At 65.8% G+C, this 22,893-nt stretch carries 14 protein-coding genes, 1 tRNA gene and 1 pseudogene; 7 read left to right on the forward strand and 9 right to left on the reverse strand.

Features of this window, described 5'->3' with window-relative positions; all coding sequences use genetic code 11:
- Positions 1–15: 15 nt before the first annotated feature.
- Positions 16–489, reverse strand: a complete 474-nt coding sequence (gene bcp / locus ACZ5QD_RS02835) for a thioredoxin-dependent thiol peroxidase (protein ID WP_006896541.1) — start codon at positions 487–489, stop codon at positions 16–18.
- A gap of 112 nt (positions 490–601) precedes the next feature.
- Here bcp and ACZ5QD_RS02840 point away from each other — a divergent pair, with 112 nt between their 5' ends.
- The 3 genes from ACZ5QD_RS02840 (at position 602) to ACZ5QD_RS02850 (ending at position 6,162) form a co-directional block, all read left to right on the forward strand.
- Positions 602–823 (forward strand): DUF3618 domain-containing protein, encoded by a 222-nt coding sequence (locus tag ACZ5QD_RS02840; protein ID WP_006896542.1) that lies wholly within the window; start codon positions 602–604, stop codon positions 821–823.
- Between the two features lie 139 nt (positions 824–962).
- A tRNA-Lys gene (locus ACZ5QD_RS02845) sits at positions 963–1,035 on the forward strand.
- Between the two features lie 231 nt (positions 1,036–1,266).
- Entirely contained in the window at positions 1,267–6,162 is a 4,896-nt protein-coding gene (locus ACZ5QD_RS02850; protein ID WP_464367100.1) for a DEAD/DEAH box helicase, read from the forward strand.
- Between the two features lie 51 nt (positions 6,163–6,213).
- Here ACZ5QD_RS02850 and ACZ5QD_RS02855 read toward each other — a convergent pair whose 3' ends face one another.
- The 4 genes from ACZ5QD_RS02855 to ACZ5QD_RS02870 form a co-directional block, all read right to left on the reverse strand.
- Positions 6,214–7,773: a plasmid recombination protein gene (locus tag ACZ5QD_RS02855; protein WP_464367101.1), complete on the reverse strand. Its 1,560-nt coding sequence runs from the start codon at positions 7,771–7,773 to the stop codon at positions 6,214–6,216.
- Positions 7,774–8,081: 308 nt separating this feature from the next.
- On the reverse strand, positions 8,082–8,381 hold the full coding sequence (locus ACZ5QD_RS02860; RefSeq protein ID WP_464367102.1) for a hypothetical protein: 300 nt from the start codon (positions 8,379–8,381) through the stop codon (positions 8,082–8,084).
- A 94-nt stretch (positions 8,382–8,475) separates the two neighbouring features.
- Positions 8,476–11,553 carry a hypothetical protein gene (locus tag ACZ5QD_RS02865; RefSeq protein WP_464367103.1) on the reverse strand — a complete coding sequence of 1,026 codons (3,078 nt, stop codon included), beginning with the start codon at positions 11,551–11,553 and terminating at the stop codon, positions 8,476–8,478.
- Between the two features lie 34 nt (positions 11,554–11,587).
- On the reverse strand, positions 11,588–11,824 hold the full coding sequence (locus ACZ5QD_RS02870) for a helix-turn-helix transcriptional regulator (protein ID WP_005184838.1): 237 nt from the start codon (positions 11,822–11,824) through the stop codon (positions 11,588–11,590).
- A gap of 323 nt (positions 11,825–12,147) precedes the next feature.
- On the opposite strand from ACZ5QD_RS02870, the gene ACZ5QD_RS02875 reads away from it, so the two are divergent.
- Positions 12,148–13,437, forward strand: coding sequence for a hypothetical protein (locus ACZ5QD_RS02875; RefSeq protein WP_464367104.1), 1,290 nt, complete (start codon positions 12,148–12,150; stop codon positions 13,435–13,437).
- A gap of 307 nt (positions 13,438–13,744) precedes the next feature.
- Here the strand turns inward: ACZ5QD_RS02875 and ACZ5QD_RS02880 are convergent.
- Positions 13,745–14,912 (reverse strand): annotated as a pseudogene (locus tag ACZ5QD_RS02880) (IS1249 family transposase).
- A gap of 86 nt (positions 14,913–14,998) precedes the next feature.
- Positions 14,999–15,868, reverse strand: coding sequence for a LysR family transcriptional regulator (locus tag ACZ5QD_RS02885; protein ID WP_045540911.1), 870 nt, complete (start codon positions 15,866–15,868; stop codon positions 14,999–15,001).
- 133 nt (positions 15,869–16,001) lie between these two features.
- Between ACZ5QD_RS02885 and ACZ5QD_RS02890 the strand changes: the two genes are divergently transcribed.
- The 3 genes from ACZ5QD_RS02890 to ACZ5QD_RS02900 all read left to right on the forward strand — a co-directional run bounded on the left by ACZ5QD_RS02890 (position 16,002) and on the right by ACZ5QD_RS02900 (position 20,033).
- Positions 16,002–17,282, forward strand: coding sequence for an NAD(P)/FAD-dependent oxidoreductase (locus ACZ5QD_RS02890; protein WP_464367105.1), 1,281 nt, complete (start codon positions 16,002–16,004; stop codon positions 17,280–17,282).
- A gap of 171 nt (positions 17,283–17,453) precedes the next feature.
- On the forward strand, positions 17,454–18,662 hold the full coding sequence (locus ACZ5QD_RS02895) for a L,D-transpeptidase (protein WP_006896545.1): 1,209 nt from the start codon (positions 17,454–17,456) through the stop codon (positions 18,660–18,662).
- A gap of 228 nt (positions 18,663–18,890) precedes the next feature.
- Positions 18,891–20,033 (forward strand): acyl-CoA dehydrogenase family protein, encoded by a 1,143-nt coding sequence (locus ACZ5QD_RS02900; RefSeq protein WP_062367576.1) that lies wholly within the window; start codon positions 18,891–18,893, stop codon positions 20,031–20,033.
- Here ACZ5QD_RS02900 and ACZ5QD_RS02905 read toward each other — a convergent pair.
- Positions 20,014–21,528 carry a pyridoxal phosphate-dependent decarboxylase family protein gene (locus tag ACZ5QD_RS02905; protein ID WP_045540495.1) on the reverse strand — a complete coding sequence of 505 codons (1,515 nt, stop codon included), beginning with the start codon at positions 21,526–21,528 and terminating at the stop codon, positions 20,014–20,016. The genes ACZ5QD_RS02900 and ACZ5QD_RS02905 overlap by 20 nt on opposite strands.
- Positions 21,525–22,865 carry an MFS transporter gene (locus ACZ5QD_RS02910; protein WP_222111814.1) on the reverse strand — a complete coding sequence of 447 codons (1,341 nt, stop codon included), beginning with the start codon at positions 22,863–22,865 and terminating at the stop codon, positions 21,525–21,527. Before ACZ5QD_RS02910 ends, ACZ5QD_RS02905 begins: the two co-directional genes overlap by 4 nt.
- Positions 22,866–22,893: the final 28 nt, after the last annotated feature.

Consider the following 22,893-nt stretch of genomic DNA (forward strand, 5'->3'; position numbering starts at 1 on the left):
TGATGCCGGGGTCGATCAGATCGACAGGTCGCGGCGCAGCTTCGCGACATGGCCGGTCGCGCGCACGTTGTACTGCGCGGCACCGATGGTTCCGTCCTCGTTCACCAGGAAGGTGGAGCGGATGACGCCGTTGACGATCTTCCCGTACAGCTTCTTCTCACCGAAGGCGCCCCACGCGGCGAGGACCTCCTTCTCCGGGTCCGACAGCAGCGGGAACGTGAGCTGATCCCGCTCGACGAACTTGGCCAGCTTCTCCGGCTTGTCGGGCGAGACACCGATGACGTCGATGCCCTCGTCGTTCAGTTCGGCCAGGTTGTCGCGGAAGTCGCAGGCCTGTTTGGTGCATCCGGGCGTCATCGCGGCCGGGTAGAAGTACACGATCACCTTGCGGCCGGCGTAGTCCGAGAGCGAGACCGGCTTGCCCGTCGAGTCGGGAAGAGTGAACGCAGGGGCCTTGTCTCCGACCGAAAGTCGTCCATTGGCAGACATACGGCCAGGCTATCGGATTCGGATCGACGTCTGACTCTGTAGGCTCAGAACCGTTGTGTACTCGCGCAGCGTACAGCCGTCTATACGTCCCGACAGATCACGGAGGATCGCAGTGGCCGACGAAACCGCACGCATCGAGCAGGAGATCACGAAGGCCCGCGAGGAACTCGCCGGCACGCTCGACCAGCTCGTGGAGCGAGCTAATCCGCAGCGGCTGGCCGACGACGCCAAGACCAAGGCCGTCGCCATCGTGAGCCGTCCGCCGGTCAAGTACGGACTCATCGCCGTCGGAGCGCTCGTCGCGGTCGTGGTGGTGCGCAAGATCCTCCGCTGAGCCGCGCGTGCTGCAACCGCGGAAGATGACGCGAAACTGCATCTGACCAGCCGATTTTTAATCTCGGCAACCATGGTGTTAATGTTTTCTCCGCAAGGCCGCAGCGGCGCAGACCGCCACGGCGATGCAGCAAGGCCAAGCGCCATTAGCTCAATTGGCAGAGCAGCTGACTCTTAATCAGCGGGTTCGGGGTTCGAGTCCCTGATGGCGCACCGAAAAGCCCCTTACCAGCGGAAACGTGGGTGAGGGGCTTTGGCTTTTCCACGGATACTCTCTAATCTACTCTCCAAACGGCTGATCAGAGACGCTCCGGGACGCTCTTAGTCAGGCGAGCGAGCGCATCGGTTGGTCAGTGAACTGGTCGGAGTGTCGGGCCGGATCGGGCAGGTGCTCTCGGGCAGGATGAGTGGTCAGGCAGTCTATCGGTGAGGGAGTCATCTGCGGTGGGATCGATCCACGAGGTCATCGACGCGTTTAGGCAGGCACCATCGAACTCAGAGCGCGGCACGAAGTTCGAGAAGCTGATGGTCCGCTATTTCGAGCTGGACCCGCTGCTTGCCCAGCGCTTCGAGGAAGTGAGCCTGTGGATCGACTGGGAAGGCCGCGAGGGCAAGCCGGACACGGGTATCGACCTGGTGGCGCGTGATCGGGTGACGGGTGAGTGGACCGCCATCCAATGCAAGTTCTACGAGCCCGAACATCATCTGTCCAAAAAGGACATCGACAGCTACTTCACCGCCCTGGGGAAAGCGCCGTTCACCAACGGGATCATCATCTCCACCACCGACCGGTGGGGTAAGAACGCTGAGGAGGCTCTCAACGACCAATCCAAGCCGGTTCAGCGCATCGGACTCGACGTGTTGGCGCAGTCGCCGATCGACTGGCAGGTCGAATGGGCCGACGACGACTTCACCGTCGGGGTGGAGAAGGTCACGCGGCACAGCCCGAGAGAGCACCAGCAGTTGGCGATCGACAAGGTGTTCACCGGATTCGCCGCCGGCAACGATCGCGGCAAGCTCATCATGGCGTGCGGTACGGGCAAGACCTTCACGGCGTTGCAGATCGCCGAACGCACCGCGAAGGAGAACGGAGGCCGGGCGCGGATTGTGTTCTGTGTCCCGTCGATCTCGCTGCTGTCGCAGACCCTTCGTGAGTGGACAGCTCAAACCTCGATGCCGTTGCGTGCGTTCGCTGTCTGTTCTGACCAGAAAGTCTCACGGGCGGCTGAAGACTCCCGGACATACGACGTCGCGATACCGGTGACCACCGACCCGGCGAAGCTGGCGGAATCGCTGCCCACCGCCGACGACAGTGATGGTTTGACGGTTGTGTTCACCACCTACCAGTCACTGCCCGTCGTTTCGCAGGCGCAAGCACAAGGGTTGCCCGCCTTCGATCTGGTGCTGTGCGACGAGGCACACCGGACCACCGGCGTCACCCTAACCGGCGCTGATGAATCCAATTTCGTGAAGGTCCACGATCCGGACTTCCTGAAATCCGCCCGCCGCTTGTACCTCACGGCGACACCGCGCATTTACGACCAGAAGCTCAAGGACAAGGCTGAGGAGCACTCGGCTGAGGTCGCCTCGATGGACAACGAGGAACTGTTCGGCCCAGAGTTCCACCACCTCGGGTTCGGCGAGGCTGTCGAAAGGGGACTGCTCACCGACTACAAGGTTCTTGTGCTCACCGTCGACCAGTCGCTCGTCGCCGGCCCCATGCAGGAACAACTCGCTGGCCCCGACAATGAACTGAGCCTCGACGACGCCACCCGCATCGTCGGCTGCTGGAACGGGCTGGCCAAACGGGCCGGTGCAGCGATCGACGGTTCGACGTTCACCCCTGGTGAGAACCCGATGCGCCGGGCCGTCGCGTTCGCCAAGGACATCGCCTCATCTCAATCGGTCGCAGCCATGTTCCCCGCCGTGGTCGACGCCTACCGCGACACCCTCGACGACGAAGACAGTGACGACCCCGCCGACAACAACGCCGACCTCTACTGCTCGGTGCGCCATGTCGACGGCACCTACAACGCCCTGCAACGCACCTCGCGGATCAACTGGCTCAAAGGGATCAGCGAACCGCTCTCGGACAACGAATGTCGCATCCTCACCAACGCCCGCTGCCTGTCCGAGGGCGTCGACGTACCCGCCCTGGACGCGGTGCTGTTCCTGCACCCACGCAACTCCATCGTCGACGTCGTCCAAGCGGTCGGCCGCGTGATGCGCCTGTCCGAAGGCAAGGACTACGGCTACATCATCCTGCCCGTCGCGGTACCGGCCGAGATGAGCCCGTCACAAGCCTTGCAGGACAACAAACGGTTCCGAGTCGTCTGGGATGTCCTCAACGCGCTGCGTTCGCACGACGAACGGTTCGACGCACACGTCAACGCCATCAACCTCAACGCTGCGGACACCAAGAAGCTCGGCACCGGCACCGATTCGTTGATGGGTGGCCACATCGGGCCCACGACCGGTGACGAGACCGAGACGATCGGCCCCGGCGGTGACACCACACCACCGGTCGACGACGCTGGCTTCACCACTCAACTCGCGTTGTTCTCCCTGTCGCAATGGCGGCAAGCGATCTTCGCCCGCATCGTCGACAAAGTCGGCTCCCGCACCTATTGGGAGGACTGGGCGCACGATGTCGCCGACATTTCCGCCGCTCAGATCGCACGGATCAAAGCGATCCTCGCCCAAGGTGATCCAGTCATCGAAGCGGAGTTCGGCAAGTTCGTCGACGGGCTGCGCGACAACCTCAACGACTCCATCAGCACCGACGACGCGATCAGCATGCTGTCCCAGCATCTGATCACCAAACCCGTCTTCGACGCCCTGTTCAGCGAGCACGACTTCGCCTCCCACAACCCGGTCTCAATCGTCATGCAACGCATGGTCGACACCCTCGGCGACTCCGGTCTCGAATCAGAAACCGCCAGCCTCAACAGCTTCTACGACTCCGTACGGCTCCGCGCCTCCCAGGTCACCAGCGCTGAAGGTAAGCAGCGCATCATCGCCGACCTGTACGAACGCTTCTTCAAGATCGGTTTCAAGAAGCAATCCGACGCCCTCGGCATCGTCTACACACCGGTCCAGGTCGTCGACTGGATCTTGCACGCCGCCGACACCGTCTCCCGTGAACACTTCGGTAAGGGACTCACCGACGACAACGTCCACATCCTCGACCCGTTCACCGGTACCGGCACCTTCATCACCCGACTCATGCAGACGGGGCTGGTCACCCCACACGACCTGGCCCGCAAGTACACCCAGGAACTGCACGCCAACGAACTCATGCTGCTGGCCTACTACGTTGCCGCGGTCAACATCGAAGCCACCTACCACGCCCTGGCCGGCAAAGCCGACACCGCCGACTACGAGCCGTTCCCCGGGATCGTCCTCGCCGACACCTTCCAGATCAGTGAAGCCGACGACACCATGGACGCCGAAATGTTCCCGGCGAACAACGACCGCATCACCCGTCAACTCGGTACCAAGATCAACGTCATCATCGGCAACCCGCCCTACTCAGTAGGTCAGGGCAGCGCCAACGACAACAACGCCAACATCAAATACCCCACCCTCGACGGCCACATCGAGAACACCTACGCCGCCCGGTCAACGGCCACCAACAAAAACAGCCTGTACGACTCCTACATCCGAGCATTCCGCTGGGCGACCAACCGCATCGGCGACCAGGGCATCGTCGCGTTCGTGTCCAACGGCGGGTGGATCGACGGCAACACCGCCGATGGGATGCGCCTCACCCTCGCCGAAGACTACAACGATCTTTACGTCTACAACCTCCGCGGAAACGCTCGGACCGCGGGTGAACTTCGTAAGAAGGAGAAGGGCAACGTCTTCGGCAGTGGTGGACGGACAACGATCGCCATCTTCATCGGTGTCAAAGACCCCACCCGCACCGGCCCCGCCGTGATCCACTACCGGGACATCGGCGACTACCTCACCCGCGACGACAAACTCCGCATCCTCGACACCGACCCACTCCCGGCCATCGACTGGGACACCATCACCCCGAACACCGCAGGCGACTGGATCAACCAGCGCGACGACACCTTCAGCACGTTTCCTGCCATCGGCGACAAGAAGGCGAACCCGGGGGATGTGACAGTGTTCAGCACGTTCTCGGCAGGCCTTCAGACGAACCGTGATGCCTGGGTGTACAACTACAGCCGCGCCACGCTCGAAGAATCCGTCCAGCGCCTCATCACCAACTACAACGCGGCGGTCGGTGACTTCCAGAAGTACTGCGCAGACAACGACATCACCAAGCCCAAAGAAGCAACTGTCACCGAGTTCCTCAAAACCTCACCAACCGCCGCCGATCCGACCCGAATCAAATGGGCACGAAGCCTACGCAATCACGCTGCACGGAACCGAGTTCTTGAGACATCGGGAGAGTTCACGATAGGGACTTACCGCCCGTTCGATAAGCAGCACGTCTACTTCGACAAATACCTCAACCACGAACGATCCCAGCTCGCAACGATTTTTCCCACCCCACACCACACAAACATTGGGATCGTTTTGACGGCGCCAGCGTCGCACTTCGAGTTTACGCCGTTCGCCACGAGGGAATTACCGAACCTTCACACATTGGACACGGGTCAGTTCTTCCCGCGCTACACCTACCGAAGGCTGGACGAGGACGCCGGGACACTGGACTTCTCGACCTCTGCGGGAGCTACCGATGAGTGGGGATACGAACGCGTCGACAACATCACCGACGAGATAGCGTCGATCTACCGAGCCGGGCTAGGCGACGACGTCACCAAAGACGATATCTTCTGTTTCGTCTACGGCCGGCTGCACTCGCCGACCTACCGCGAGACCTATGCCGCCGACCTCAAGAAGATGCTGCCACGCATCCCAACGCCGGAAAATCGCAACGAGTTCGACACCTATGCCAACGCTGGCCGTCAGCTTCTTACGCTGCATGCCGACTACGAGGACGTCGAACCGTACCCGCTCGACATCACTGTGAAGAAGGGCCACCGCCCCGACGACCCCGATACCTGGCGCGTTCAGAAGATGAAGTGGCGCTCCAAGACAGACCACTCAACAATCATCTACAACCCGCAGGTGACGATCTCCGGCATTCCCGAGGAAGCAGAACGCTACTTGCTTGGGTCACGGACCGCTCTGGGGTGGATCATCGAGCGATACCAGATCAAGCCTGACAAGGACTCCAAGATCGTCAACGACCCCAACGACTGGTGCGACGAACACGACGACCCGACCTACATCGTCGGCTTAATCCGCAAAGTGACCACAGTCGCTGTGGAGACAATGGAGATCGTCGACTCCTTGCCGTAAAGCCGTCCGGCGGGGATCGATCCGGAGGGCGACGCGCAAACTATTGGACCGTCAATAGTCAGGTCCGTCGCGACTGGGGCGCGTCGGCGTCCCTGAGTGCGCAGGGGTCTCCTGGATGAGCGCCTCGACAGCCGTCGGATGCGTCCGCGCCTCTTCGGCGGTACGGAACTTCTTCCATCCCAACTGCATGCCCGGACTCCACTTGTCCCGCGGCGTCGATTTGAACAACGCGATGATGTTCTTCTGCCACTCGGCGAGGTCGTTGTACTTCTCTTCGTACCGAGTCTGGAGTTCATCCACCTTTCGCTTTAGCGCGGCGCGGGCCAGTTCGCGGCCTTCCTCGAACCCGGCCTTCTTGGCGGCTTCGGCCTCGGCGCGTAGCGGTTCGACGGTCCGGGCGACCTCAGCGACGACGCGCTCATCGATGGCGGCCATCTGCCGCCGTTCGTATCCGGCCACCCGGTCGTCGGCATCGCGGCGGGCCTGCTCCTCTTCCTCGGCAAGCCTGGCTCGCAGAGCCGCTTCAGCGGCGTGCTGACGCGCTAGCGATGCCTGAGCGTCCTCTCGGGCCTTTTTGACCTCAGCGAGCGCCTGCGCCGCGGCCTCCTGGGCGACGCCCAGCTGCACGCGGTCACGGTCGAGTTCGGCGCTCTTAGCGTTGATCTGACCCCACGCTGCCGAGACCTCCTTCTCGCGCTGGTCCACAATGACGCCCTTGCGGTCCACGCGGTCCTCGTGCTCAGCGTTCTCGCGGACGGCTTCTGCCAGCTCCTCGCGGGCAGCTTCCAGCTCCTGACGATCAAAGTGCAACCGCGCCTTCTCGGCCGCGTTGCGATCGGCCAATTCACGCTCGGCCTTCTCGCGGTCGCGTCGGGCCTTGAAGACCGGCACCGGCTCGTGCCCGCGCCCGGCGTCGACCCGCTCGAACGTGGCGTCGTAGCCCTCGGCGAGCAGCACCGTGCGCATCTCGTCGTGGCGGGCGGCATAGGCCTGTTTAGACTCGCCCATGATCCTCGCGCCGACGAGTTTGAAGTCCTCCGACAACGGCACCAAGAACATGTGGATGTGCGGATGGTCCTCGTCCCAGTGCTCGGCAACGGCGACGGTGTTGTCAGCACCGGTAACCCGCTGAACCTCTCGGACCATCGCGTGCAGCTTCTCCCGGACGTCGGCCTTCTGCTCGGCCGTCATGTCGACGACCTTGCCGGTGTACTCGGGATCGAGCTGGAGGATGACCTCCAGGCACACCGTCGCGTCCTTGCGGACCGCGACCGGCTTGACCGTGCCGTCCTTCATCGTCTTGGTGTGCACCGCCAACCCGACGCGCTCGTCGATCCAGTCCTCGACAGCGGCGATGGAGTCACCGGGCCCGGCGAGCCGCAGCCCACCGGCACCGTCGGGCAGCCACACCACGTTGTCGTCGGTCCGGGCGTCGTCGATCCGCTCATTGCTGTGTACGTGCTCGATGCCCTCGCGCCGCTCCACCGAACGCAGCGCGTGCGACAGCATCGGACCGATCGCCGGTCGCTTGTCGCGGCCCTTGCCGCGGGCCTTGTCCACGTCGACCTTCGCCCGAGACTCCCACCGGTAGGACGTGCTCCACTGCGACACGGGAACCGCCCTTCGGTCGGTTGCTTAACGGCCAATCCCGGCGGGGCCCTGGACGGTGGCGCGGGGCCCTGCTTCGCCGCCCACACCACCGTCCCGCCCACCAGGCTTACCCGTTAAGCATAACCCACTATGTTCATTCGCTCGCTCCTGAACGTGGTCTCCTGCGGAGGGCCAGCCCCAGGCTACGCCTAGGAGCAGTGCCGGCCAGAACACTCGCTCGCTCGTGTCCAGGCAGGCCCTGCCAGAGACGACGACGCCCCCGGAGCTAGCCTGTTCGGCGCTCCGGGGACGGTCGTCGGGGGAGGCGGTCAGCGGTGCTGACCGAAGTCGGCGGCCACGCCGCCGAGAGGGGCCGGGGCGGCGGCCGCGGCGAGGCCCCGGACCACCTCATCGACGACGCCCTTGGCCAGCAGCGCCTCGACCAGACGCGAGACCGGCTCATCGCCGCACCCGAGCACCTCCACGAGGCCCGAAGCGGTCAGCTCCGGGCACCGATGAGCAAGGGCGGCGAGATTGCGCCCGGCCTTCTGGTTGTCGGCCGCGATCGCCTTGCGTTTGGCGGTGCGCGCCGCGGCGATGGCCTTGTCGAAGTCGTCGTAGTTCGGCATGGTTCGTACTCCTGTTCGTTGCTGTCGGCCGGACCGAGTCTCGGTAGCGGCCGGGATGTGTTTCGGGACTGCGCTTCAAAGACGCTCGCGTGGTTCAGCAGGCGCGTTCAGCGCCCTCATCACCCCCGCCCTCGGACTCGGCGGTCAGATCCCACGGCACGCTCCCAGGAGCCGCGTCGCGGATCACCGACAGGAACGGCTCGCACGCCGACGGCGCGAGCATCTGACCGAGCCGGTCCGGGCGCCGGGCGTTCTTCCAGTCGGACTCCTTGACCACGCCCAGCCCCCAGCCAGAGAGCCACGCCAACCGCGCCTTGACGGTCCCGGCTGACGCGGCCAGGCCCGGCACGTCGAAGCCGAGCACGCCCTGCCGGTGCCCGATCAGGATCGACAGCAGCACCGAGCGATGCGGATCAGCGATCCGCCTTCCCGCGCCGTGGGCCCGGCGCAGCTCCCACTCGCGCCACTCGGCCACGGTCCGCAGGCAGCCACCGGCGTCGGCCTGGTTCTTTGCGACCTCGCGGCCGCGCAGGCAGTCGTCGATGGTCTCCCACGCCGTCGTGTCGAACGTCGCGACCTCGTGGGCGGCTCCGTTCGCATCGAGCGGGTGCGCAGCCCGCATGGTGGCGAAGTCGGGCTGACGCTTGCAGTCGTAGTCCATCGACAGTTCCCGGTCGTTGACCGACGCGATGAAGTCCACCCGGCGACCGTCGTCGTAGGACAGCTCCCGGAAGCTCGGGAACACCTTCACGGGGTTCGGCACCCGCCGCGTCCGCGAGATCACCAGGTCGAAGAAGTGCTGGCGCTCGGCACCGGCCTTGAGAACTTCCACCGGCGTCTTGAAACTGTTCTTGGCGAGCACCCCGTCGTCGTTGAGAGCGACGTTGCCGCGGGTGGTCACGTTCAGGAACGAGCGCTGGCGATGCTTGACCTCCCAGATCGAGCAGTCCCCGTCCGCGATCAGGGCGCGAGCGTCGGCGGCCATCGCGGCCAGCCCGTACAGGTCCAGGCCCACGACGGTTTCGAGGTCGGCGTCGCTGATGAAGCCGTCGGTCGTCACCGAGAAGAACCGGAAGCCCGACGCGTGAAGCTGGTTGGCGGCCGCCAGCAACTCGGCCCGAACGAAGCTCGTCGTCATCGCCGCGTGGTACGGCGAGGTGATGGCCGAGCCACCGACCGCGTCCATCCTCTGCTCATAGGCGTCCCAAGCGTTCTGCTGCGCGACGTCCTGCGCGGTCTTGCCGTAGGTGGAGTTGGCCATCGTCTTGATGGCCAGCTCCTCCAGGGACTTCTTGCCGAACGCGGCCTTGACCGCGGCCCGGTCCTTGACCATCTGCACCACCCCGGCCCGCAGCGCGTGCGACGGCGAGCCGTCGGGCATCGACAGCGACCGCAACCGGTAGCCGATCTGGCAGTGCACGCGAGCACCCAGCTTGAGCGCGAGGTAGACCTCTGGACCCATCACCTGCGCGCCCGGTCGGCCCGCCGACGTGCGCACGTACATCGGCGAACCGTCGGTGAAGATCGGCAGGCACGGGTAGACCACATCTCGCCCGAACTCGAACTCGACCCACCCCACGAAGGGAGTCATCGGGCCCGGCACATCGTCGAGCGTCAACTCGCGGTTGGTGATCACCTCGGCGATCACACCGTCCGCGTGAGCCCAGTCGACGTCGCGCACCAGCGACATCGCGGTCGGATACGCGCCCTGAAGGTCGAAGTCGAACGTCTCGGCTTCTCGGTAGCCAGGCATTGGGCACATGTTCAGGCCACCGTGATAGCCGTTGGCGCAGGCGTCGATCACCGCCCGGGCAGCACCGTCGACAGGGATCTTGCCGCGCTTCTCGTAGTACGAACGGTCGTCCTCGCCCGCCCTGACCTCGGGATCACGCTTGACCAACCCGCCGAATCTGAGCGAGAACACCTCATCGCTCCCGATGTTCCAGTAGCGCTGCACGGAGGCCTTGAAGGCGTTAGCCGCTCCGCCCGACAGGGTGACCGGCGGCCGCACATCGACTCCGTAGAGACGTTCGAGGTACTCATGCACCACCACCGGATCGTTGGCGCTGTAGCGCAGGAACAGGATCAAGTCGTCGCGGCGGAGCAGGTCCATGCGCTCGATGACACCGTCGGGCAGGACGACCTTGGGCTGGCCGCACGCAGCGCCCAGAGCGTCGAGCGTCTTCGACCCGGCCGGCGCGTGGCACATCGTGTCCGAGACGCTGACGCTGAACGGATACAGGTACCGGCGAGACTCGTCGGAGGCGCACACCCGGAACGGTTGCAGGGTGACCAGACCACCGGCCGCACTGGTGAGTGACTTGAGCGGGTCCGGCTGCACCCGGCGGAACACCGTCATGTCGGCCTTGCCGAAGTGGCAGCGAAGGTTCAGCGGCACCGAATGCGTGCGGTACAAGCGATTCCGGCGAGCGCGGGACCGTGCCCGCCCGTCGAGATCCTCGTCCCCGTGCCTGGCGAACCCGCGCACGTCCAGACCGTCGGCGCCCACGGAACCGGCCAGCCGGTGCCGCCACAGCCCAGCCTCGCGCCAGACCTCCCGCAGCGCCGTCGTCAGCCGCAGGCGCACCCGCGACAGCGGCAGGAACACCACCAGCACCATCGCCGACGGGTCGACCGGGTCCGGCGTCGCGAACTGGTAGCTGACGAGCACCCTGCGCCCGTCGGCAGTCTGGACGAACTCGGTGTCGAACGACACCGGAATCGCCGCCATGCCGGTTCCGGCGGCTCGAATCGTCGGCAGGTCGCCGAATGCCAGCGAGGCGCCCGCGTGGCCCCCGGAAGCAACCTCTGAGGCCCCGGCGGGGTCGGGGTCACTGTTGCTCTCCCATGGGCGCTTATGACCCCTATCGCTGACCTGCGGTTTTGCGGCACTTTTTTGGAGCAGAATTGAAATCTGCTCCAAATCCGGGGCCGATTCACCCACTCGCGGCACCCTCTTGGACAGGACCAGAAACGGGGCTCCCGAACCGCCCGCGTCGGCGTCCTGAAGCTCCCGGACCGACCAGCCGTCGGCCTCCAGAACGTCGACGTCCGGGCGGTCAAGAACGACGTCAGTAGCGGTACCCGCCGCGGGGATCGTATGATCCGAGCGAGACGTAGCAAACTCGGAGGCCCCGGAGTCATTGGCTCCGGGGTTTTCGCTCGCGGTCATCAGACATCGACCGCCTCATAACCGGCAGCGAGGCTCACTTGGCACCGCCGAACGGGACGGCCTGGACCGAGCCGGCCTTCTTGACGGCGCGGACCCACGCCTCGATGTCCTCGGGGGTATAGCGCACATCGCTGGCCGACAGGCGCGTGGGGCGGGGCCCGAGACCGGCCAGACGCCAGTTCCGGACGGTCTTGGGAGAGGAACCGATCGCCTTGGCGAACTCGGCGGTTTTCAGAAGGTAACGGTCCTTCGGGAGCGTCACTGAAGACACAAGAAACTCCTGGAGCAGGGCACAGTCGTGCCGTACTTCCAGGAGTCACACCCCGCGCTTCCGGTGCGTCATGTACACCGCGTGCTCATCCAGGCGGAGACTTCCGCAGCGAGGCTGCTCCACCGTTGACCAGTTGCCAGCTCCGCGTTGCACCGTCACCGGTACGCAGCTACGGGATGGACGCCCTGGAGCTATTCAGCGAGGCCGCGAGAACCTCTCACCAGCGGGTCTTTAGTCCGCCTGAGATCGACTCTACCTGTCCCGGCCGATCCCCGGCAACTAGAACCCCAGTTAGTGTCCGAGTCTGGAGCTACTCTCTAATTATGGCAAAGACGGTGCAGCACAAGCCCGGAGACGACTCGATCACCGAGGTCGAGCCCAAGAAGCACGGCGACGTGTGGATGATCCGCTGGCGGTGGTGGCCTTACGACGGCAGCAAGTCAGTGCCTCACCGTCACCAGGGCAGGACCAAAGGCGAGGCTCGCGCCAAGGCCCTCGCCAAGGCGGCAGAGCTGCGAGCGGGCCTGACCGCAACGGGGCCGTGGACCAAGGCGAGCAAGCTGAGCGCCTACATCGACGGAGTCTCGCGCCCGGCAATCGAGAAATCGACCCGACTGGCCGAGTCTTCGAAGCCGGTGTATTACCGCGCCCTGGCGAACATCAGCGCCCAGGCCGGCGCAATCACAATCAACGAGGCCAGCAACCCCGACACCGCCGTCAGGATCATCGAGAACATCGCGGCCAAGCACGGTGCCGAATCCGGGCGCACCGCCCGAAACGTGTTGAGCCGCTGGGTCTACGGGCGGATGGTCAGGAGCCGGATCATTGCGCAATCGCCCCTGTTCGGGGCCGACATCGAGTACGGCGAGGTCAAGACCTCCGCCAAGCCCGCCAACGACGTCGCGCTCAGCGAGGCCGACTACGACCGCCTGCTGACCCACCTCCTCGGGATCGACCCGACGACCGAACCCCGCAAGCCACGCAGCCGCGACACATCGACCGACAAGCGGCAAGCCGTCATCGACCTGACACTGCTACAGATGACCACAGGGATCAGGTTGGGCAGCGCCCGACAGATCGAGCCCCACGAGATCATCGACAACCGGGACGGCGGACTGAACGTCTTCGTCCCCCGGCGCAAGCTCAAAGGCGGCGAGGCCCGCAACAGACGGCCGAAGACGTTCACCGTCCTCGATGAACGCGCCGCCAAGAGAATCCGCCAGCGACGCGACGCCACCCCGCAAGGCGCCTACCTGTTCGGGTCGCCCGCCGATCCCACCGGGTTGTGGGATCGCCGCAACTGCACGCGGGCGATCGAGCGCTTCTACACCGAGATGGCCGAAACGTTGGGGATAACCGAGCTAGAGCACGATGTGCGCAGCCACGGGTGGCGGACGACGCTCAACAGCATCTACTACTGGCTGCCGCCGCACGTGCGCGCCGACTGGTTTGGACACAGCGAATCGGTCAACGAGGCCCACTACATCGCCGAACAGATGGACCTGTCGCCGATGGTGACCGCGGCGCGAGAGCGCCGCGCACGCCGCGGCGAGACCGACGGTGTACACACCGATACTGACGACGCCGAGAGCGAGGAAGGCATTGGAGAGTAGATACTCTCTTATCTACTCTCCAATTCCGGGACAAAGCGGGTATCCAGCGGGACGCCGCGGGACAGGCTGTGCAGCCAAAGGACGGTTTTTCCAGCAGAAAGGGCGTTCAACCAGGGGTCCATCAAGTAGGTGGATCAAACTCAGCGGGTTCGGGGTTCGAGTCCCTGATGGCGCACAGTAGAAGCCCTCGTCTGAACCACTCGGTTCGACGGGGGCTCTTCTCGTTCCCAGGGCCTGCTCCCCCGGTCAGCCGCGCCGGGGTTAAAGGCCAGAATGTGTGTACGGTTCGGGCGTGGCGTCGGGTGGTTTACCGGTTTCGGCCTCCCCCATCCGTGTTGGATGCCGTTGCCGTCTTCCCAGTTGAAGCCTGTGTCGTAGGCGGCGGGCCCGATCTGCTCGTCCTCGACGGGCGTTTCCTTCGGTCGCTGCGGTGGTGGGTTGTGGTGCTCTTCGCGGACCAGGCTCCACGGATCGTGTGGGTGGGCGGTGAGGCTGTTGAGCTTCCATTCGGCGGCTCGGCGGGCGTGCTCGGTCAGAAGTCCTCGGTGAGCACGGAACAGGTCTTTGAGACCTTTGTTGGGGCCGCCTTCGAGCGGTGAGGTGGTCCGCGGCAGGGGGTGCTCTTCATCGGTCAGGCGGGGGTCGATCCAGGTGAACAGGTGCTCTTCTGAGATCAGCCGCCGGAACAGTCCTCGGGTCTTGCGTAGGTCGCGGTGGGTGTACCACCAGGTGCTGGTCTCGGCGACGCCCTTCGGGCGCACAGCGTGCGGGCGGGCGTAGGTCCGGTGCCGGAGGAATCGGTCGTGCTTGATTTCCCAGTCGTTGTAGGCCTGAAGCCAGAGCACGGCCTGCTCGGAATTGCGGATATTCATCAAAGCGGTTGTCAGAGTGACAATTTCACGGGCAGCATCGAGTCGGGGTTTGAAGGTGTGGTGGCGGCGCACGGTCTGGAAGATGTGGAAGTAGCAGCGCTGGACTCGAGTGGTGGGCCAATCGTCAGCGATCGCGGCGAGCAGGCCGCGGCCACCGTCGATGACCGCGACGTGCGGGGCGGGTTGGCGTTGCAGGATTTGCTGCCAGGCGATCTTCTTCTCGCGGTCGCACCATTGCCAGTCGACGACGTGGGTGCCGTCGAAGGCGATCAGCAGGCACCAGGATTGGAAGTAGGTGCCATCGAGCATCAATACCTGGGCCGGCTCAGTCGGGGGTGCAGGTGGTGGGACTTCGATGTTCCAGCACCAGGAGCGTGATCGGCGGAACGTGCGGGCGCTGATGTGGTCGGGTTGTCGGCCGTGCAGGAGCCAGGTGAGGAACGCGGTGAGTTCGGCTTTGCGGGTGATGTCGGGGCGTTTCTGGGTGCTGGAGGCGCCGCAGTCTTTGCAGCGCCAGCGGGTGCGGCCGGCGCTGGTGGTTCCGTTCTTGACGAGCTTGCGGCCGCATACACCACATGAGGGGGAATTCCGAGAACCTGACACCGAACATGCTTTCAAAGCATGTCCGGCGCACTGTCAGTCGAGGTCAGACACCGGAAACCAGCGTATCTGTACACACATTTTGGCCATTAACCCCCGCGCCGATACCCTCCCGAGAGTTCGGTGAGCAGATCGGCGACCAGTGGATTCGGGGCGGCGTCGGTGCGCAGTGCCGCCGAGACCGTCAGCGTGAACGCCGGATTGTGCCTGCAGATGATGCCGGGCTGTTTGAGATCCTCGTACAGCAGAGTCCACGACTCCGGCCGGTTGATGAGATCGAAGGTCACCGGGTGTCCGTCGCGGATCTCGGGACCGAGCAGGGCGGCGACTCCGGCCTTGGCGAAGACTCGCTCGACGAGACGGTGCAGGAGAACCTGCTTCTCGATCGGCGGTAGCAGCAGGGGGTACTCGGCGAGTTCTTCGGGCCGGGGCGGCCTCCCGAGCTTGGCGAGACGGTGACGCGGACTGAATGCGACGACGGGTTGCTCGATCCACAGCGGATCGAGGTAGAGACCCTCGTGGTCGAGGCTGCCGCGGATCAGTGCGATGTCGGCGTCGCCGGCGGCGACGGCCTCGATCCGTTGGGCGAAGGGTTTGATGAGGAAGTCGATCTCTGCGTCCGGATGGCGGTCGCGGATCGCCGACACGGCCGCCAGCGCCGAACCGGCGAACGACATGTTCGCCGCGATCCGGATCCGGTTGGGCTGTGGGCTCACGGCGGCGATCGCGGCATCGCGCAAGCCCAGCAGTTCCCGCGCGCGTGGCAGCAGGGTCTCGCCGGCCTCGGTCAGTCGGACCCGGCGGGTGGAGCGGTCGAAGAGCTCGGTTCCGAGCTCGCGCTCGAGCGCGGCGATCTGGTGACTGATCGCCGACTGCGAGACGAAACACCGTTCGGCGGCCTTGGAGAAGCCGCCGGTGTCGGCGACCGCGGTCAGGTACTCGAGCTGCCGGAACTCCATTCCCTCACTGTATGAGTAGAACAGATAAATGTCATCGGTAAACGAGTGGTCAATCGGGTTGAGGGGCAACGCAGCTATCCGGCACTGTGATCAGTGAAAGCAATTGGCGGACAACGCACAGGAGATGAGGCACATGCGCAGCACCGAGGTCGTGATCATCGGCTCGGGATTCGGCGGATTGGCGGCAGCCAAGCAGCTGGCGAAGTCGAAGGTCGAGACGGTGCTGATCTCCGCGACGCCGGAGCATCTGTTCCAGCCGCTGCTGTACCAGGTCGCCACCGGCGTCCTCCCGGCGCAGGAGATCGCGCCGTCGATCGCCGACGTTCTCGCGGATAAGAAGTCGATCGACGTCGTGGAAGGCTACGTCACCGCGCTCGACGCCGAGCGCAAGGTGATCACCTACAGCACCGACGACGGCAGCGAGCAGATCGCCTACGAGTTCCTGATCGTCGCCGCCGGCGCGAGCCAGGGATACTTCGGCCACGACGAGTGGGCTGAGAGCACCTTCTCGCTCAAGACGCGCGACGACGCGATCGATCTGCGGGCGCACCTGCTGGACTGCTTCGAGGCTCCGCCCGCCGACGAGACCGCGCACACCTTCGTCGTCGTCGGCGCCGGCGCCACGGGTGTCGAGATCGCGGGCCAGATCCAAGAGCTGGGCCTGCGCTATTTCACCGACGCGCCGGCCACCGTCCACCTCGTGGAGGGGGCGGGCGACGTCCTTCCCGTGTACGGGGGCAAGTTGTCGGACTTCGCGCGAAAGACGCTGGAGAAGTCGGGAATCGACGTGATGACCGAGACCGTCGTGACCGATATCGACGGCGACGCGGTGACCGTCCGGGCCGCCGACGGAACCGAGCGGGTTCTGCGGGCGCGGACGGTGGTGTGGTCGGCTGGAGTGAAGGCCACGCCACTCGCGCAGGTGGTGGCCGAGGCGACCGGATGCGAGACCGACCGCGCCGGACGACTGCTCATCAACCCCGACCTCACGGTCGGCGGCCGCGCCGACGTCTTCGCGATCGGCGACATGACGAGCCTCGACAGGCTGCCCGGCCAGAGTCCGGTCGCGATGCAGCAGGGCCGTCACGCCGCCGACATGATCCGCGGTGCCACGGTCCGCGGCACCCGGTTCCGTTACCTCGACAAGGGCAGCATGGCGGTGATCAACCGCCATAACGCCGTCGTCGACGCGCCGTTCGGCATCAAGCTCACCGGCTTCCTCGGCTGGCTCACGTGGCTCGGGGTGCACCTGTTCTACCTGGTGGGATTCCGGAACAGGGTCGGCGCCGTGCTGTCCTGGTTCCGCTCCTTCGCGGGCTCGGCTCGGCCGGGATTCGCGCAGGTGGACCGCTCGGCCGGGCGCGGCGCCGACGGGACCGGCGACCGCCGCCCGCTCGCGGAGTCGGCGGCCTGAGCCGTCCGGGACGACCGCTCGACGCCGGGAACGTGCGCAGGTCGTTCGCGTGAATGATGTGTGGCGATCCACACGCGTCCGAGGTGCAGGCGGTCTGGCGCCTCTCGTACAATGGGCAGCCGGAACAGGCTCCGTCTCTGCGGAGCCCGCTGAATTCTTCTTGGGAGCACAATGCGTTTTCGTCGGATGCGCGGCCGTCGGTTCGGGGCCAAGGTCACTGCCGTTTTTGCCATGCTTGCCGCCATCGCGCTGATCTCGTCCTGCAGCAGCTATGACGGTCAGGTCCACGCGAACGGTGAGTTCGGGGACATGATCAAGCCTGCACTCGCGTTCACCGACGAGTCGGGCAAGCCTCTGCAGAAGGGTGAGGTGGGCGTCCAGCCGGGTGCGCCGATCGTCGTGACCGCGACCGAGGGCACCATCCGCAATGTCAACATCCCGAAGTCGGACGGCACGCCGATCAAGGGCGTGCTGAGCGAGGACGGCACCAAGTGGACCAGTGCCGAGCCGTTCGGATACGACAGGTCGTACACGGTCACCGCGGACGCGATCGGCGTCGGCGGCACCACGACCAGCAAGAGCACTTTCACCACCCGCGCTCCGAACAACGTGACGCAGGCGTACATCAGCCCGCCCGACGGTGAGACCGTCGGTATCGCGCAGACCATCGGTGTGCGTTTCGACGAGGCGATCCCGGACCGCAAGGCGGCCCAGGCCGCCATCAAGATCACCTCGACCCCGAAGGTGGAGGGCGCCTTCTACTGGATCAGCGACCAGGAGGTCCGCTGGCGTCCCGAGCACTTCTGGAAGCCGGGCACCAAGGTGAGCGTGAAGGTCAACACCTTCGGAATCGATCTGGGCGACGGGCTCTTCGGCCAGGAGAACGTCTCGTCGTCGTTCAAGGTCGGTCGCCAGATGGAGTTGTTCGCGGACGACAACACCAAGATGGTCACCGTCAAGCGCGACGGCAAGGTCATCCGGACCATGCCGACCTCGATGGGCAAGGAGAGCGCGCCCACCGACAACGGCATCTACATCATCGGTGACCGTCTCGATCACATCATCATGGACTCCTCGACCTACGGCGTCCCGACGAACTCCGCCGACGGCTACCGCACCCCCGTGGACTACGCGACCCAGATGTCGTACAGCGGTATCTACCTGCACTCGGCTCCGTGGTCGGTGTGGGCGCAGGGCAACACGAACACCAGCCACGGGTGCCTGAACCTCAGCCCGGACGACGCCCTCTGGGTGGTCCGGAACACGCTGCGTGGCGACCCGGTGACGGTGAAGAACACGATCGGGCCCGAACTGCCCGGCACCGACGGTCTCGGCGACTGGAACATCCCCTGGTCGACGTGGTCTAAGGGCAACGCCTGACCTGCATCTCTCGTCCCCGTAAACGCCCGCAACCGCCTGGTTCCGGGCGTTTCCGGTTGTGCGCGGGGTGGCCGGAGCGGCGGTCGGCGTCGCCCCGGACGCGACGTTGACATCGAGCGATGTTAAGCTCGCGAGGCACTCAAAATACGGTACGACTGTATAGTCGCCGGTAGGGCTGGGCGGCACGCTCAGCGTCGAACACCGCACTCGAGATAGGTAGCTCAACTCATGGCACGACGTCCTTCGTGGGAGACCGAGGAACTCACCGCGCTGCGCGACATGGCGCGCGCGTTCTGCGAGAAGGAGCTCGCTCCGAACACCGAACGCTTCATCGAGCAGCACCACGTCGACCGCGATCTGTGGCTCAAAGCGGGCGAGGTGGGCCTGCTCTGCATGTCGATCCCGGAGGAGTACGGGGGCGGCGGCGGCACGTTCGCCCACGAGGCGGTCCTGATCGAGGAGCAGGCGCGGGCCGTCGACTCGTCATGGGGCCAGAGCCTGCACAACGGGATCGTCGCGCACTACCTGCTCGCGTACGGCTCCGAGGAGCAGAAGCAGCACTGGTTGCCGAAGATGGCCTCGGGAGAGGTGGTCAGTGCGATCGCCATGACCGAGCCGGGAACGGGATCGGACCTGCAGAACGTCAAGACCAAGGCGATCAAGGACGGTGACGATTACGTCATCGACGGTTCCAAGACCTTCATCACCAACGGCGGCCAGGCCGATCTGGTGATCGTCGTCGCCAAGACCGACACCAACGAGGGCGCCAAGGGCATCTCGCTAATCCTGGTCGAGACCGACCGCGAGGGCTTCAGCCGCGGCCGGATCCTCGACAAGGTCGGCATGCGCGGCCAGGACACGGCCGAGCTGAACTTCTCGGGTGTGCGTGTGCCGCAGTCGAATCTGCTCGGCGACCAGGAGGGGCTGGGCTTCATCCAGCTGATGACGCAGCTTCCGCAGGAGCGCCTGATCATCGGTGTCGCGTCCGTCGCAGGCATGGAGGTCGCCCTGGAGAAGACGCTCGAGTACACCAAGGAGCGCACCGCCTTCGGCCGTCCGATCTACGGCTTCCAGAACACCAAGTTCAAGCTCGCCGAGGTCGCGACCGAAGCACACGTCGCCCGGGTGTTCATCGACGACTGCATCGAGCAGCACCTGCGCGGTGAACTCGACATCCCGACCGTGGCGATGTCGAAGTGGTGGACCACCGAGAAGGCCATGCAGGTCGCCGACACCTGCCTGCAGCTCTTCGGCGGCTACGGCTACATGAACGAGTACCCGATCGCCCGCATGTGGGCCGACAACCGCGTCCAGATGATCTACGGCGGCACCAACGAGATCATGAAGGAGATCATCTCGCGCGCACTGTAGTGCCCGTCCCGGCCGGCGGCGGATTGGTGAAGGCGGCGAGGAACTCGATGAGCATCTTCGCCGTCACCGGTCGGGGGAGGAGGTCGATGGCGGCGATCACGGCGCCGATGTCGAGCGCCTCCTCCGACCGCGCCGGGTCGGAGTGCGGGTCGATCCCCGCTCCGATCAGCACGGCCTCGGTGGCCGCCGAGTCCAGCCCGACGGCGTCCTCGACCGTGACGGCTCCGGACTCGAACGCCGCGGCCAGCTCGCGGAGCGGGCCCGGTGCGTCGATCGGCGGAAGTGCACGAGCCGCGGTCGCGGCGTCGACCATCGCGGCCGACAGCTCGACGGCCACCGTCCGGGTCACCGGAGTGATCGTCAGATGGGTGCTCGCGGCGAGTTCGGAGCCGTCGGACTGCCGGTAGCGGGGCTGCGCCTGCAGGGTGAATCCACGCGCGTGGACCTCGTCGGCCCACCGGTGGGGGTCGATCGGCCGCGCCGACGCGTGGTCGGCGGCCACCGCGAAGACCGGACCGAAGGGGTCGCCGACCACCCGGAGCCCGTCGATGGCGCAGACCTGCTCGAGGAGCACCGTGCGCGCGGCGGCGATGTCGCCGACGAGTCCGGCGAACCCCTCGGGGCCGAGGAACTGGGTGATCGCCCACGCTGCGGCGGTGCCGGTGGCCGATCGCGACCCGAGCAGCGTCGGGTTGACCACCGGATAGCCCGGCCAGTCCGCGGTGGCGAAGTAGCCGGCGCGGTGCCGATCCCGATCGGTGTGCAACAGGATGGACGCGCCCTTCGGGGCGTAGCCGTATTTGTGGAAGTCGGCGGACAGGCTGGTGACACCGGGCACGGACAGGTCCCACGGATCGGACGGTTCTGGCCACCAGGCGAGTGCGAAGCCGCCGAGACAGGCATCCACGTGCAGCGGCAGCCCGCGTTCGAGCGCCAGCGCGCCGAACTCGGCGATCGGGTCCACCGTTCCGGTCGGATAGTTCGGAGCGGACGCGACCAGCAGGAAGGTCTCGTCGTCGACGTGCGCGGCGACGTCGGCGGCGGACGGTCGAGTGGAGTCGGGATCCACCGGAACTCGTCGTAGATCGACGCCGAGCATTTCGGCGGCCTTGTCGAAGGCGGCGTGCGCTGTCGACGGCGCGACCACATTTCCGTGCCCGCGCGGGAGCCCGGAGGTCCGGCGGGCCGCGGCGACGGCGAGGAGGCAGCTCTCGGTGCCGCCGGAGGTGACCGTCCCGACGGCGTCGGGGGAGCCGAACGCGCTCCGGGAGAACTCGATCAGATCGCGTTCCATCGCGGCGACCGATCCGAAGACCGTGGGATCGAGTCCGTTCACCGGACGGACGAGCTCGGCTGCGTCCGCGGCCAGCCGGTCGAGGACGCCCAGCCCGCTGTCGTACACGTAGGAGAGGATCCGGCCGCCGTGGGTCGGCGCGTCGGATTCGCGCAGTCGGCGCAGTCTGGCCAGTACCTCGTCCGGGTCGCGGCTCGTCACGGGTGTCTCCTCTCGTAGCGGGTCAGCAGCACCAGACTCAGCGCCACCAGGACTGCGGGCAGCACCGAGAATCCCGCGGTGATGCCGATGATCGCGCTGCGCGGCTGATCGGCGACCGTGTCGGCCGTCGACGAGACGAACCCGGTGGCCGCGAGCACCAGCAGGTACAGACCCGGTCCCACGGCCATGCCCAGCGTTTCGCCCGCGGTCCAGAGGCCGGACAGGGCGCCGCCCTGCTCGCGGCCGGTGCGCGCGGAGTATTCGTCGATCACGTCGGGAAGCATCGCGAGCGGAAAGGTCTGCATGCCGGCGTAGCCGACGCCGGTGATCGCCAGGACTCCGAAGACCCACGCCCCCGGCGCCGCGATCGCGAAAGCGAGGATCACGTCCGCGAGCAGGAACAACGCCGACGCCGCGTACAGACCGCGCAGCTTCCCGAAACGTCGTCCCACACGGACCCACAGCGGCATCACCAGCAGCGCCGGTGCCACGAGCGCGACGAACAGCGGGGTCAGCGCGGCGGAGCTGTCGAGGACGTAGGTCGCCAGATACTGCGCTCCGGCGAGCATCACCGCGCTCGCGAGCGCCTGAATCACGAAGACCGACAACAGGACCCGATAGTGGTGATGATCGCGGACGGCCCGGAACGCCGCGGCTCCGCCCACCGCGTGCGTCGCGGTCCGCGCCCGGATCGGCGCCCGACGGCCCGCGGCGCCGGCGACCGCTGTCGAGACGGCCATGCCTCCCGCGATCACGGCCACGGACACCGCAGCCATCACCGCGTAACCGGCGGCGCCGCCCCCGAGCGCATCGCGGACCGCGGGAGCGCCCGCGCCGATCAACAGGATCGCCAGCGCGAGAACCGCGATCCGCGCCGAGATCAGACGTGTGCGCGCGTGATAGTCGGGCGTCAGATCGGTGGGCAGCGCGATGTACGGGACCTGAAAGCAGGCGTAGGCCACGGCAGCGGTGGTGAAGAAGACGAGCACCCACAGTGCGGCCACCGCGGGCGGCGCGGCCGTCGGTGCGGCGAAGGTGAGGATGAATGTCGGCACGATCGCGAGGGTGCCGATCCACATCAACCGCGTGCGGGATCCGGTGGCGGCGAACGCGGTGTCGTTGCGAGCGCCGATCAGCGGGTTCACCAGGACGTCGACGATCTTGGGGATCACCACGATCGCCGAGGCGAGCAGGGCGCCGACCGCGAGAGTGTCCGTGAGGTAGTACGCCAGCACCAGTCCGGGCAGCACGCCGAAGCCACCGGTTCCCAGACTGCCGGCCGCGAAGCCCGCGGTGACCCGGCGTGACACCGGCGGCGCGGAGGTCGAAACACTCACACGATCGAGTAGATCAGACGATCAAGAC

The organism is Gordonia sp. J1A (assembly GCF_055393515.1).

Excerpts from the sequence above, each read along its gene's own strand:
- bcp (WP_006896541.1), bottom strand. The coding sequence starts at position 489 with ATGTCTGCCAATGGACGACTTTCGGTCGGAGACAAGGCCCCTGCGTTC.
- ACZ5QD_RS02860 (WP_464367102.1), bottom strand. The coding sequence starts at position 8,381 with ATGCCGAACTACGACGACTTCGACAAGGCCATCGCCGCGGCGCGCACC.
- ACZ5QD_RS02865 (WP_464367103.1), bottom strand. The coding sequence starts at position 11,553 with ATGACCGCGAGCGAAAACCCCGGAGCCAATGACTCCGGGGCCTCCGAG.
- ACZ5QD_RS02875 (WP_464367104.1), top strand. The coding sequence starts at position 12,148 with ATGGCAAAGACGGTGCAGCACAAGCCCGGAGACGACTCGATCACCGAG.
- ACZ5QD_RS02885 (WP_045540911.1), bottom strand. The coding sequence starts at position 15,868 with ATGGAGTTCCGGCAGCTCGAGTACCTGACCGCGGTCGCCGACACCGGC.
- ACZ5QD_RS02890 (WP_464367105.1), top strand. The coding sequence starts at position 16,002 with ATGCGCAGCACCGAGGTCGTGATCATCGGCTCGGGATTCGGCGGATTG.
- ACZ5QD_RS02895 (WP_006896545.1), top strand. The coding sequence starts at position 17,454 with ATGCGTTTTCGTCGGATGCGCGGCCGTCGGTTCGGGGCCAAGGTCACT.
- ACZ5QD_RS02900 (WP_062367576.1), top strand. The coding sequence starts at position 18,891 with ATGGCACGACGTCCTTCGTGGGAGACCGAGGAACTCACCGCGCTGCGC.